Below are 14,178 nucleotides of genomic sequence, written 5' to 3' on the forward strand. Positions count from 1 at the left end.
GGGAAACGGTATGGTTTAGTGTGGAAAAAGTCGGGCTTAAAATCTAATCTTCTGCTTCGTAAGGCTTTAAAAGCACTTTTACTTCCTGGCGTTTATAGCTTAATTCAACCTGGTCATCGTCGGCATTTCGCAAATCGAATTTCAAAGGCTTGTAACTTCCGGCATCGATCACAACCGTTTTGCCATCTTTAGCTACTTTATAACTGGCCAAACCATAATACGTGCTGTCGTCGGCGCCTTTGCGATTTGCGGTTAATTCACCAGCCGTAAAATCTAATTTGTTCCCAACTCCCCAATGCAACAACAAATGGCTTACACTATCCTTCGGCACATTGGCTTTCGGCCCACTCACCTGCGCAATTTCCCACCGGCCTTCTAAATTAACTTTTTCCCGATTACAGGCAAAGCTGAAGCTGGCTATGAAGAAGATGAGGATTAGAAAAGGTTGATTGCGCATTGAGTTGAGCTTTGAAGGAATTACTTTATTTGGTCATTCTGAGCCGGTCGAAGAAACTAACGCGTACTGCTATGGAATTTAAGCGAAGCGATAAATTCCTCTCAATTAGAATTTGAGATTAGTAATCGTGCGGGTTCGGTACGCGTTAGATCCCTCAACTTCGTTCGGGATGACCAGATAATAAGATTCAGAAATAAGAAGTATATCAGCTTATCAGAAACGCTATGCTTTTATGAGAAAAAACTAAACAACCGGTCTTTCGGTATGTACTTCGTCTTTTGCTTTTACTTCATCGTGCCCGAAAAACTTATTCTGGTTGAACAGGATAAAGACCACGCCCATAAAGATCGCTGCATCGGCAACGTTAAAAATCGGCCACAACGACATTGGTTTTCCACCAAGAATCGGGATCCATTTTGGTAAAATTCCTTCCCAAAGATCCACGAAAAACATATCTACTACCTGCCCGTGGAACCAAGGCGAATGGGAGCCATACGGTGCGTTATCAAATAAAACTCCGTAGAAAATACTATCAATTAAATTACCGATTGCGCCGCCTAAAATCAACGCAATGCACCAGATAAAACCGGAATGCGCGCGGGTTTTTACCAGATGATACAGATAATAACCAATTCCAAACATTGCCACCAAACGGAATGTAGTCAGGATAATTTTACCATAATCGGAACCAAGTTCTACCCCGAAGGCCATTCCCGGATTTAAGGTATAATGCAGCTTGAACCAATCGCCAAAGATCTTGATCTCACCAGGCAGGCCCATTTCCATATTGTAATGCACAATGAATTTCACCGCCTGATCGATGAGGATAACCAATAAAGCAATCAGGTAATATTTTCCGTATTTCATATTTTGTGTTTCGTATTTGGTGTGGATAAACCTAGATTTCCTATTAAAAACTGAAACGGATGAAGCTGTAAAAACTTCACCCGTTTGTTTTAAATTAGTTTTTTCAGCCAAAAGCCGAATGTTTTCCTCACTTATTTCGCAATCGTTAAACCCAGTTTTAGCAACATTCCGTCCAGGTCAATTTCAGTCGCATTTTCGATACCGTTTTTCACTTCGAAGTTTACGGCTTGGGTTTCTTCACAGATGTAATTCCGGAAGTAATCCACCGCCGCTTTCACGTCGGCGTTCTCAGATTCGATCTCTAAATTGATCTTATCCTGCACTTCCAGGCCGGCATCTTTCCGTAAATTCTGGATCCGGTTTACCAGGTCGCGGGCAATACCTTCCTGCTTCAGTTCTTCCGAAATGGTAGTATCTAATGCCACCGTAATTTTTCCTTCTGAAGCTACCAGCCAACCCGGGATATCTTCCGAAGAAATTTCCACATCTTCCGGCGTAATGATCACTTCTTCTTTTTCATCGAAGATGAAAGCAAATCCGTTTTCGCGCTCCAAAGTCGCAATGTCTTCCTGGCTCATTCCCTGAATTGCGGCGCCTACCACTTTCAGTTTCGGACCGAAGATCTGGCCTAAACGTTTGAAGTTCGGTTTGATCTTTTTCACCAGCACCGCCGAAGAATCATCCATAAATTCGATATTCTTCACATTCACTTCCGTCTGGATCAGGTCGGCAACGGCAGCAATTTGCTCACGCATTTTATCGGTAAGCACCGGCATCATAATTCTTGACAGCGGCTGACGCACTTTAATGGTATGCTTTTTCCGGAGCGAATGCACCAACGAAGATATTGTTTGGGCCAAGGCCATCCGTTCTTCCAAGTCCGCATCGATCAGGTTTTCCACCGCCTTCGGATACCGTTCCAGATGTACTGACTGTGAATTACTCTTACCCGAAACCTTGTTCAGATCCAGGAAAAGCTGATCCATATAGAACGGCGCAATCGGCGAAGCAAGTTTAGCCACGGTTTCCAGACAGGTATAAAGGGTCTGGTAAGCGGCCATTTTATCTTCGTTGTATTCGCCTTTCCAGAAACGCTTGCGGTTCAGGCGCACGTACCAGTTACTCAGGTCGTCGGTCACGAAGTCCTGAATGGCGCGGGCAGCTTTGGTCGGGTCGTAATCGTCGAAGTAGTTTTCCACAACTTTTACGAGCGAATTTAGCTTCGAAATGATCCAGCGGTCGCTTTCTGTACGGCGTTCTACCGGCACTTCGGCTTCTGCAAACGTAAAGTTATCCAGATTTGCGTACAGCGCGAAGAAGGAATATGTGTTCTGCAGCGTACCAAAGAAACGGCGCTGCACTTCGGTTACGCCATCGGTATTAAATTTCAGGTTATCCCAAGGCGGCGCATTCACGATCATATACCAACGCGTGGCATCCGGACCAAATTTGCCAATGGTTTCGAATGGATCGACGGCGTTGCCTAAGCGTTTGCTCATCTTGTTGCCGTTCTTATCCAGCACCAGACCGTTGGCAATTACGTTCTTGAACGCTACGCTATCTTCCAGCATTACCGCCAATGCGTGTAACGTAAAGAACCAACCGCGGGTCTGGTCCACGCCTTCCGCAATGAAGTCGGCAGGGAAGTTCTTTTTGAACTGGTCTTTATTTTCAATTGGGTAATGCCACTGCGCATACGGCATCGCGCCAGAATCGAACCACACGTCGATGAGGTCGGTTTCGCGGTACATTGGTTTGCCGTGGTTGCTTTTCAGGATAATATTATCCACAAAGGGACGGTGCAAGTCGAAGCTTGCCGGCAAGGGCTCAGCCATTAAACCAGCGTCTACCGCACGGTCAATTTCTTCAGCCAACTGCTCAATAGAACCAATGCAGATCTCTTCGGTTCCGTCTTCGGTGCGCCAGATCGGCAGCGGCGTGCCCCAGTAACGGGAACGCGACAGGTTCCAGTCAACCAGGTTTTCGAGCCAGTTACCAAAACGACCAGCACCGGTACTTTCCGGTTTCCAGTTGATGGTATTGTTCAGCTCGATCATCCGGTGCTTAACCGAAGTCGTCTTGATAAACCAGCTATCTAATGGATAATACAGGATCGGTTTATCAGTACGCCAGCAGTGTGGGTAAGTATGCTCGTATTTCTCTACTTTGAAGGCTTTATTTTCTTCTTTCAGTTTGATAGCGATCTGAACGTCAACGGTTTTGTAATCGGCGTGGCTTTCATCCTGACCGTCATAGTTCTTCACGTACTTGCCCGCATAATCGGTAACTTCTGGTACGAAACGGCCTTGTCTATCAACAAGCGGAACAGCTTTTCCCATATCATCCACCACCGTAATAGCCGGGATATTTTGTTGAGCTGCAGTTCTAAAGTCATCAGCCCCAAAGGTGGGTGCAATGTGGACAATCCCGGTTCCGTCTTCCGTAGTTACGAAATCACCGATGATCACGCGGAAAGCCGGGGTGTCCGGCTGCACGTATGGCATCAGCTGTTCGTACTCAATTCCGTTCAGGTCAGAACCAACGTATTCAGCCACAACTTCAAATGGAATCTGTTTGTCGCCGGGTTTATAATCTTCGAATTTCAGACCAGCACTTTTTTCGGAGAAAAACCTGCCGATTAAGTCCTTCGCCAGAATTACCTGAACCGGAAGATGGGTATATGGATTGAATGTTTTTACCTGAACGTAGCGAATTCCTTTGCCAACCGCCAAAGCGGAGTTGGAAGGCAGCGTCCAAGGCGTGGTCGTCCAGGCTAAAAAGTAAACATCATCGCTGTTAGCAGCTGTGAATAACTTCTCTGAAGCTTCGTTCTGTTTAACTTTGAACTGGGCGACAATAGTGGTGTCTTTAACATCCTTGTAAGTTCCGGGCTGGTTTAATTCGTGGGAACTTAAGCCAGTACCTGCCGCCGGAGAAAATGGCTGAATGGTGTAGCCTTTATAGAGATAGCCTTTGTCGTAGAGTTTTTTGAGCAGCGCCCATACCGATTCGATGTAGTCGTTTTCGAAGGTGATATACGGCTGGTCAAGGTCAACCCAATAACCCATTTTTTCGGTCAGGTCGTCCCACTGGCTTTTGAATCGCATTACGGTTTCGCGGCAGCGGGCATTGTATTCCTCCACCGAAATTTTCTTCCCAATGTCTTCCTTCGTAATACCAAGCTCTTTCTCTACCTGCAATTCTACCGGCAGACCGTGCGTATCCCAGCCGCCTTTGCGGTTTACCTGGAAACCCTGCAGCGTTTTGTAGCGGCAGAAAATATCTTTCACGGCGCGAGCCATTACGTGGTGAATGCCGGGCGTGCCGTTAGCAGACGGCGGACCTTCGTAAAACACGAAAGTTGGCTGGCCTTCGCGGGTTTCCACCGATTGTTCGAAGATTCGGTTTTCTTTCCAGTATTTTAAGATGTCTTCGCCCACGCGGGCGTAGTCGAGGTTTTTGTATTCGTTATACTTCACGGCTATTACTTACAGGCTCTAATTCTTGTTTAATTTCCAGCATATCCAGGTCAACATCGGCATCGTTTTCTTCACTGTACTCGTCGTAATCCTGGATCGGGGCGTTCGGTTCGTAGGTGTATCGTCCTTTATCGAAGCTTACCAGCAGGGCCGGTAGCACGATCAGGTTGGTAAATAAGGCAATGAGCAGGGTTAAACTCATTAATATTCCCAAGGCCTTCGTTCCGCCAAACTCCGAAAATGCGAAGATAACGAAACCAAAGAACAATGTAACGGTGGTGTAGATCATACTTGTTCCGGCTTCGCCGATGGCTGAAATAATGGCTTCGCGCACGTTAAAACCGTTGGCGGCCAGATCGAGGCGGTACTTGGCCAGAAAATGGACCGTATTATCCACGGTTATCCCCAGGGCAATGGTAAAAATGAGGGCGGTGCTTGGCTTAAGCGGAATTCCTAAAAAACCCATCAAGCCGGCTACCATAATGAGCGGAATGATATTCGGGATTAAAGTTATCACCACGGCGCTGGAGCTTCGGAACAGGAAAATAATGATGATGGTAACCATGATAAACGCTTGTACCAAGCTTTCGCCGAGGCTATCGATCAGGTAATTATTTCCTTTTATGAATAACAACGTGGTGCCGGTTAAACTTACACTTTGCTTATTATCAGACCCTTCCCGCTGGAAGGTCATGGTGTTGCCTTCTTCGGTTTCCACAATGCCTTCGCCGCCCCAGATCTTGCGGATCTCCGGTTTCAGCTTGTTGATAAGTAGCGTATCGAGTTCCCGGGAACCTACGTCGGCTACGCGCAGGGAAATGCGGGTGCTTTGGCCGGTAGAGTCTACGAAGCTTCGCAATAAGCGTTTGTTTTCGCCGCCGCCTTGCTTGGCCAAGTAACTGAAAATGAAATTTCGTTCGGTATTGTCGGGCAAGCGGAAGGAACTCGGGTCGCCGTTATAAAAGGCTTGCGTGGCGGTTTTCACCAGGCCGGCCACGGAAATAGGCGCCGAAAGAATGGGTTGGGTCCGGAGGAAATTTTCGAGCTGATCGATCTTTTTCAGGTTGTTCAACTTCATTACGCCTTGCTTCACGCCGGTATCGATCACGATCTCCAGCGGCATAACCCCGGCAAAATGACGTTCGAAAAATTTCAGGTCGGCGTTTACGCTGCTTTCGGCCGGCAGATCGTCTACCATGTACGCTACCGTTTTCATCTTAAAAATTCCCCACACCGAAAGTGCGGAAATCAGGATGGTGAAGAAATAAATGAGGTAGCGCTTCTGCAGGACTATGAACTGGAAGAACTCGAGCAGTTTGGTTAACGGTTTGGCATCGAGGTGGCGAAGCTGTTTTTCGGTTGGCGGCGGCAGATAAGAGAACACCACCGGAATCAGGATCACGCAAACCAGGTAGGTTACAAAGGTGTTGATACCTGCAACCACCCCGAATTCATACAAGATCGCAATATCGGTAAACATGAAAACAATGAAGCCGATAGCGGTGGTGGCATTGTTGATAAACGTTACCAGACCGAGCTTGCTCAGTACCCGCGCCATGGCCAGCATTTTGTTGCCGTGTTTGCGGTAATCGAGGTGGTAATGCGCTAAGAGATAGGTACAATTGGGAATTCCGATCACGACGATGATGGACGGAATTAACCCGGTTAAGAGCGAAATTTTATAGCCCAGCAACGCAATTGTCCCCAAGGTCCAGATCACCACCACGCTAATTACCAACAGTGGAAAAATAACGGCCGACCAGCTCCGGAATGTAAGAAAAAGGGTAACGGCAGTAACCAGCATGGCCAAAGCCAGGAACAATTTCATTTCGCCTGCCACTTTGGTGGTCATTACAGCGCGCACGAACGGCAGACCGGCATAATGCATTTTAATACCGGTTTTCCGGCTGAAAACTTCGGTGTGCTTCGTGATATGGTCCATCACTTCTACCCTTCTGGCTGAATTGAGGAATTTCGGGTCTACGGTTATGGCCAGCAGTGTGGCACTGGTTTGCTCGTTTATAATTAAACCTTCGTAGAATTTCTGGTCTTTTACGGTTTGCAGCAGCGCGTGCAGTTCTTTCTGCGTTTGTGGAAAAGGCTCAAAAATTTTCTTTGGGGCAAACGTTTTTGCAGTAGTATCTTTCTGAATGCTTACCAGACCCGGCAGGGAAATGACCGCTTTTACGCCTTCCACGTGGCTTACCGCATCGGAAAGTTTTTTGAGTTCGCGGAAGTTTTTAAGATCAAAAACGGCGCTGTCGTGCATGCCCACTACCAGCACATTGCCGTCTTCGCCGAAGGTTTGCTTGAACCGCTGGAAGTATACCATATCGGTATCGTCTTTGGAAACTACGTTGGCAAAATCGTAAGACATTTCCACGTCTTTCGCTTTCCAGGCCATAAAGGCCGTGCTTACTGCCAGGGCAAGGATCAGCGCGATCCGGTTCTTAAGAATAAAAAGGGCAATGTTCTTCCACATGGGTTGCTACAATTGAGCAAAGGTAAGGGGAATGGTTTAGATTTTTTTTATTCTCTTTGGGGAAATTTGGGGGTTATTTTTCTCTATTTTGACTTTTTAGGGTTGAAAGCATAGCGTTTTTTCGCGTCATCTCGACGTGAGGAGAGATTTCATAAGGTAGCTAGAATGTTTGGCTATTGACTTTTTAAGCCTAAAAGAATAGCGTTTTCAAATAAACTTTTAACTTTTAATCCTAACTTTTAACTTCTGAAGGAGCTTCCTCCCTCAAGCCGGGTGGCTTCGTTTCTGCTCCAAAGCCGTGGATTCACCTGCCCTTCCGGGCTGGCTAAAGCCACCGGTTAATCCAAAGTCTTTGGAACAGAAACTGGTGTCAGTTTTCCTTCGATTAGGCTTTACTTTTTTCTTATCAGAAGACCTTGATTTTCGCGCGACGCTGCACTGGCGATATGCATGAAATTGAAAAAGGGAGAAGGGCACTTACAGGGGATGATGCCCTTATATAAATTCTGATTCTGTAAATTCTATAATTGGCTACGTTGAACTTCGTTTCTGAAAATTCTGATTCGGACAATTGAAAATCCTGTCCATCTTAAAAATCCTGAAAATCGTGTTCAGACAAAATCGCTATCCTTTTCACGTAAAAAAGTAAGGGCGACCTTTTGGTCGCCCTGCTTTAAAATCCGCGAAATCTATAAATCCGCTTAATCCGCGATTCAGAAAATTACAAAGCTTCAAAAATCCGCTTCATGCTCACCGCATCGCCGATGTACTGACGGAGTTCGGAGATGTTCATACGTTTCTGTTCGCGGGTATCGCGTTCGCGAACGGTTACCGTGTTGTCTTCCATGGTCTGGTAATCTACAGCAATGCAGAAAGGCGTACCAATTAAGTCCTGGCGGGTGTACCGTTTACCAATCGCATCGCGTTCTTCGTAGATCATGTTGAAATCGTATTTCAGGTCGTCGAAGATTTCCATGGCTTTTTCCGGCAGGCCGTCTTTGCGCACCAGCGGGAAAATAGCCGCTTTCACCGGGGCAATGGCCGGGTGGAATTTCAGGAAGGTACGGGTTTTGGTTTGCTCGTTTTCCGTAATTTCTTCTTCCTGAAAAGCATTGCAAAGCGTCATCAAAAACAGACGGTCCGCGCCAACGGAAGTTTCTACCACGTAAGGAACATAGTTGCCGAATGGTTTGCCGTCTTCGTTCAGGTCGTTGTCGAAGTACTGCATTTTTTTGCGGCTCAGTTCCTGGTGCTGCTTCAGATCGAAATCGGTGCGCGAGTGGATGCCTTCTACTTCTTTGAAACCGAACGGGAATTCGAACTCGATGTCTACGGCGGCGTTGGCGTAATGGGCCAGTTTTTCGTGGTCGTGGAAACGGAGTTTTTCGGCCGGAACGCCTACTACTTCGTGCCATTTCTTGCGGTTTTCGCGCCACTTGTTGTACCACTCCATTTCGGTGCCGGGGCGCACGAAGAACTGCATTTCCATTTGCTCGAATTCGCGCATCCGGAAAATGAACTGGCGGGCTACGATCTCATTCCGGAAGGCTTTACCGATCTGGGCAATGCCGAAAGGAATTTTCATGCGGCCGGTTTTCTGCACATTCAGGAAGTTCACGAAAATTCCCTGCGCCGTTTCCGGTCTTAAATATATCGTAGTGCTGTCTTCGGCTACGGAACCAACCTGGGTAGAGAACATTAAGTTGAACTGACGCACTTCGGTCCAGTTAGCAGTGCCGGAGATCGGGCATTTGATGCCTTCGGCTACAATTAATTCCTGAACGCCAACCAGATCTTCTTTTTCCAGCAGGTGACCCATGAGTTTTAATAAAGCATCCGCTTTAGGTTTGTCACCGGCTTTTTCATATTCGGCGGCTTTGTCTTCAATTAAAACGTCGGCGCGGTAGCGTTTTTTCGAATCTTTGTTGTCGATCATCGGATCGTTGAAAGAATCGATGTGGCCGGAAGCTTTCCAGGTATCGGGCTGCATGAAAATGGCCGAATCGATCCCCACAATGTTCTGGTGCAGTTGCGTCATGGATTTCCACCAAACCTGCTTCAGGTTGTTTTTCAGTTCCACGCCCATCTGGCCGTAATCGTAAACGGCTTGCAGGCCATCGTAAATTTCGGAGCTCGGGAACACGAAACCGTATTCTTTGGCGTGGGAAATTATATCTTTTAACTGCGTGTTTTCGAGGGTATTTTTTTCTTCTTTTGCCATGAGTGCAAATATAGGCATAGCTTTTAAATTATAGCCAAACCAGATTTTATAGTTTTTTCCCTGAAATGTATACCGTTTTTCAGCAATGGTTTTGTTCTTTTCCGTAGGCGGTGTACTTTGCGTTACATTAATTTAACAATTCCTTAACATTGGCACCGGGCAATAGCCGTAATTTTGCCTGATTTTTTTCAACCTTACCAACAAACTTTTATGTTTGGACTAGATCCACAACTGTTTTTTCTGCTCATTCTGTGCTTGCTCGCCGCCTGCGCTTTTGAGTTCGTGAACGGCTTTCACGATACCGCGAACGCCGTGGCCACGGTTATTTACACGAACACGCTCCGGCCCTGGATAGCCGTAGTTTGGTCGGCTTTCTGGAATTTTATCGGTGTTTTTGCCGGGGGAATCGGGGTAGCCATGGGTATTGTGTATTTGCTACCCATCGAAGCGCTCATTGACCAGGACGTTTACCACGGTATTGCCATGATCGGGGCTTTGCTTTTGAGCGCCATCATCTGGAACCTGGGTACCTGGTATTATGGTTTGCCTTCTTCCAGCTCGCATACGCTTATCGGGGCCATTCTGGGCGTAGGTATTGCGTTCTCAGCGTTACCAGAAACCGGTGGCGCAGCGGTAAACTGGGGCGAAGCCGGTAAAACCGGACTGTCGCTGATCGTTTCGCCGATTTTGGGTTTCACGCTTACCGTAATGCTCATGTTTATTCTGAAGCGCTTCGTGAAAAGTAAAACCATTTTTAAAGAGCCTCATAAACGTAAACCACCTCCCCTTTGGATCCGCTTAATTCTGATCTTCACGTGTACTGCAGTAAGCTTTTTCCACGGCTCGAACGATGGCCAGAAAGGTGTTGGCCTGATGATGCTGATCCTGATTGCCATCGTACCGGTTTATTTTGCTTTAGATCATACCAAAGATCCTTTTGAGATCCGGGAATCGCTGGCACGCACCGAACAGGTAATGAATCGCATCGATGTGTCGGTTTTATCGAGAACCGATGCTGCGACTGTAAGCCGAATCAAGGCCGAAGCAGCCGATATGCACCGGATCTTTCAGGGCGCAGAATCGCTTCACCAGATAGAAGATAAAAGCAAGTTCCTGATCCGGAAAGACATTTTATTGCTTAATAAAGATACCGAAGAATTGTTGAAAAGCCCGGATATCTCCCTAAGCCAGAAAGACCGTGATGAAATTAAAGCCAGTGTTGCTACCATGCGAAGCTATACTGATTATGCGCCTGACTGGGTTATCATGATCGTAGCGCTTTCCCTGGGTATTGGTACCATGATCGGGTGGAAAAGAATTGTGAAAACCATTGGTGAAAAGATCGGAAAAGAGCATTTAACCTACGCCCAAGGCGCTTCTGCCGAATTAATGGCTGCCGGCGTTATCGGTTTTTCCACATTCATTTTTAAGCTTCCGGTAAGTACCACCCACATTTTATCTTCGGGTATTGCGGGTTCTATGGTGGCCAACCGGGGTATTAAAAACCTGAATGCGGGTACCATCCGCAACATTGCACTGGCCTGGGTACTTACCCTGCCGGTTTCTATGTTCTTGTCCGGATCCTTATTCCTTCTTTTCCGCTGGATGATTTAAGCTGGATATTTTCTCTAATAAAAAGCCCCGTATTGCTACGGGGCTTTTTTTGTGGATAAACGCTATGGTTTCAGACTGAAAAACCCATTTTAAAGCGATTTAAGCGTTTTTCGTAAATTCAGCACCCGTTTCATTCCTTTTAGATTTCCCTGCCTTCAGCAGGCCTTAGTAAAAGAGAAACCGTCCCGAATTGATCCGGACGGTTTCTCTTTTTAAAAACGGTATGGTTTCGGACTAAAAAAGTCGCGTTATAGGCTTGGCCACTGTACTTCCAGATCGTCGGTTACCAGAACACCGAATTTAACGGTTACCAGCGCATCGTTCTCGAAATACATATCCAGCATCTCTTTCTCGTAGGTGATGTGTCTTTCACCGGTTTCTAACGTTTCTTTATCCGGGTTCGATAAACCTTTGCTTTTCAGCAAGGTCTCCACTTCCGATTGCTTCATCTGGAAGATCTTCTGCCCGAAAAGCGTAACTTCTTCATTAGCCGTTTCGATCAGGCCCAGGCGGTAATCATCATCTTCGTCGAAATAAAATGAATAACCTTCTTCCCAGTAATTCCAAACCTGGTATTCAAATTCCTCGTCTTCCTCCGATTCTTCTACTTCCTCCGGTTTACCCATAATGGTTTCTATTTCTTCCATCGTTAAACCGAATTTTATATCGCCGATTCCCTGGCCTAAAACTATTTCGTTTTCCTGCATTGTGATTTTTCTGTTTGTTTAAATGCTGCTGTTACTTTTTACTACTTCAAGTATACCGTTTTCTTTTCAGAAATTCTTCGCAAACCCGAAATTTAGATTTTTAAAATTTTTTTGACCGCCAATTCACATTTCCACAGCGCTAATATTTTAAATAAAAAAAAATTAAAGCTTAAATATTTTATACTTGTTTGTTAGGGCTGTTTATAAGTGAATAAGTTTTTGTTTTCCCGCTCCTCTCTCCTTTTCTGTGTATTAGTTTGCTGGTATTCCACAGAGTAAATGCGTCATGTGTATTTCTGATTTCTGAAAAACAAGAACTTACCTGAGTTTTCCACTTTTCTTGATATCCGCTTTGATTTTCAACCTTGGTTTATGAACTACGTGGAAAGCCATTTTTATGATGTGGGTTTTTGAACCGGTATTCACATTTAAGCTCGCTTCTGAGCTGAATTTTTAGAATAAGACCCGTTTTCAGAAATATTATACACTTTCGTTCATATTTATCCACAGGTTATACCCGGGTTTTCCTTAAAAAGTAAGTATCAGATCCGCAATTTCCCAGTTCGCTCGTACACTGATTGGTTTTGGATAAACGTAAATTTTTTCAGGGCTGGTTTTCAGATGCTTATCGCCTAGTTCCCACTTACCGTCTTTATCCTCATCTATTTTAACCCGGATATTATAGTTTCCCGGTACCAATTGCGGATAATTCACAGTGCGTACATTCTGCTTTACGTCGAGCACTTTGCCTTGTTCGTTTAGCAATTCTACACTGTAAGCCTGGTAATTCGTTTTAATAATGGCTGAAATACTCCCGGTGGTAGCTTTACGGCTGATGGTAAAACTGATATTCTGTTTCTGCAAAGCCTTGCCGTTTATAGCCACTATCTGCGTAGTATCTATTTGTAATTCCACTTGCTTTAAGGCTTTCGGGGTATATTTGAGCGTAAGCTCGGTATTGTTTTGGCTGAGCTTATAGTTTTTAGGAAAGTTGGGGGTAATTTTCCTGGTTGTATCTTCTATTAAAGTAAACGGTTGAATACCAGTTATTTGCACTGGTATAGGGAATATTATCTTAATATCATTTTCTACTTCCGCCTGAAGTTCGTTCTGCTCAACCTTAAAGTTTAATCGTTCGGCAATACCTCTAGAACCCGTTAATTTAAATTTTACCGTATCAATTCCGGCGTTCCCTGCGCTATCGGTAGAAAGGGCTACTAATTGCGTGGTTAAAGATCCCTTTTCCGGGAAAACAGTTATTTTTTTCCCGTCCGGTGACTGCAGGTATGTTAGTTTCATTTCTTTTGGAGGCCGGGCCACTGTTCTGAATAAAAGCGTTTTGATGCCTTCGTTAAATTCGATGGTATTTTGATCCAGGAAATTTTCGGTTTTCAGCACAAAGGGTTTTTGGGTGTCGAGCAATACCGTTTTTAAAACTACCGAATCTGCTCTCGGGTTTACTGCCACCGGTTTTAACAGGTAACCGATCTTCTCTTTTTGCTGGTCATAATATTCGTTTGCATTTTTATCGCCGTGCGCGAAGATCCAGTAGTTGCCTGCCTTAATATTTTTTAGCTGGAAACTGCCGTCGGAATTGCTTTTGGTAAAATAATATGGCTTATGGTCGCGGATATTGTTCGTGTCGCTTTCCGGGTACATGGCAATCGTCAGATCGCTTTCCGGCCTAGAAGTGATGTAATCCATTACGGTACCCGTAACGCTGCCGGTATCGAGAAAGGCTCCCGTACTGAACGATAAGGTTATTGGTGCGGCCTTATTGCTTTCGGTTATATCCTCAACAGCTTCCCTGAAATTCAGAAAATAGGTAGTATTGGCTTCCAGCTCCTTATCAAATTCCACAGTTATGGTTTTCCGGTCGTTTCTTACCGTGTAGGTATTTTCGGTATTCGGGCTGATGATGAGTTGCTTATTCAGGTCATTGGGCCGGACATCTTCATCGAATGCCATGGTAATGGTTTTTCCTTTAAAATTAGTAGTACCATTGGCCGGCGAAATACTGGTGAGGCTTGGCTTTTTTTCATCCCGCGGGCCACCTTCCGGAGCATTTATAGCTGCGCACCCGCTTAAAAACAGTAGGGAAAAGGCGGCAAAAAGTCTATTTTGAGCGCACATTGTATAGTAGTAAAGTAGTTAAAACAATAAAGAGGCACGAAACGAAAACTAATTTCTCAGTTTTGTTCTGCCTCTTTTTTTCCTGATCCAGTTTCAGATCAGGTTGCTGGGTTAATATTATTTCTTCGGTTTTAACCCGGGTGGTATCGGTTTGCGCTTCCGTTTGAAAGAACGGGATGCTAATAAGCAGCATTCCTGCAAGCGCGAACCTTTTTATC

8 protein-coding genes are annotated in these 14,178 nt (G+C 45.5%); 1 reads left to right on the plus strand and 7 read right to left on the minus strand.

Translation table 11 applies throughout. The features are described from left to right. Positions 1-43 precede the first annotated feature (43 nt). The 5 genes from I5M27_RS11300 to I5M27_RS11320 form a co-directional block, all read right to left on the minus strand. Positions 44-457, minus strand: coding sequence for a hypothetical protein (locus I5M27_RS11300; RefSeq protein ID WP_200506322.1), 414 nt, complete (start codon positions 455-457; stop codon positions 44-46). 243 nt (positions 458-700) lie between these two features. Further along, complete coding sequence (locus I5M27_RS11305) at positions 701-1,324, minus strand: lipoprotein signal peptidase (protein ID WP_200506323.1); 624 nt, start codon at positions 1,322-1,324, stop codon at positions 701-703. A 131-nt stretch (positions 1,325-1,455) separates the two neighbouring features. Next, on the minus strand, positions 1,456-4,803 hold the full coding sequence (gene ileS / locus I5M27_RS11310; RefSeq protein WP_200506324.1) for an isoleucine--tRNA ligase: 3,348 nt from the start codon (positions 4,801-4,803) through the stop codon (positions 1,456-1,458). Further along, on the minus strand, positions 4,793-7,285 hold the full coding sequence (locus I5M27_RS11315; RefSeq protein ID WP_200506325.1) for an efflux RND transporter permease subunit: 2,493 nt from the start codon (positions 7,283-7,285) through the stop codon (positions 4,793-4,795). Before I5M27_RS11315 ends, ileS begins: the two co-directional genes overlap by 11 nt. A 721-nt stretch (positions 7,286-8,006) precedes the next feature. Then, positions 8,007-9,506, minus strand: a complete 1,500-nt coding sequence (locus I5M27_RS11320) for a glycine--tRNA ligase (RefSeq protein ID WP_200506468.1) — start codon at positions 9,504-9,506, stop codon at positions 8,007-8,009. A 210-nt stretch (positions 9,507-9,716) separates the two neighbouring features. Here I5M27_RS11320 and I5M27_RS11325 point away from each other — a divergent pair, with 210 nt between their 5' ends. Continuing rightward, positions 9,717-11,120 carry an inorganic phosphate transporter gene (locus tag I5M27_RS11325; RefSeq protein WP_200506326.1) on the plus strand — a complete coding sequence of 468 codons (1,404 nt, stop codon included), beginning with the start codon at positions 9,717-9,719 and terminating at the stop codon, positions 11,118-11,120. 248 nt (positions 11,121-11,368) lie between these two features. Here the strand turns inward: I5M27_RS11325 and I5M27_RS11330 are convergent, their stop codons facing one another. Then, entirely contained in the window at positions 11,369-11,827 is a 459-nt protein-coding gene (locus I5M27_RS11330; protein WP_200506327.1) for a hypothetical protein, read from the minus strand. 528 nt (positions 11,828-12,355) lie between these two features. Beyond that, the gene (locus I5M27_RS11335) at positions 12,356-13,960 is read right to left on the minus strand and encodes an Ig-like domain-containing domain (protein WP_200506328.1); all 1,605 of its coding nucleotides are present in this window, start codon (positions 13,958-13,960) and stop codon (positions 12,356-12,358) included. Positions 13,961-14,178 lie beyond the last annotated feature (218 nt).

Origin of the sequence: Adhaeribacter terrigena (assembly GCF_016623615.1) — a bacterium.
Lineage (GTDB): Bacteria > Bacteroidota > Bacteroidia > Cytophagales > Hymenobacteraceae > Adhaeribacter_A > Adhaeribacter_A terrigena.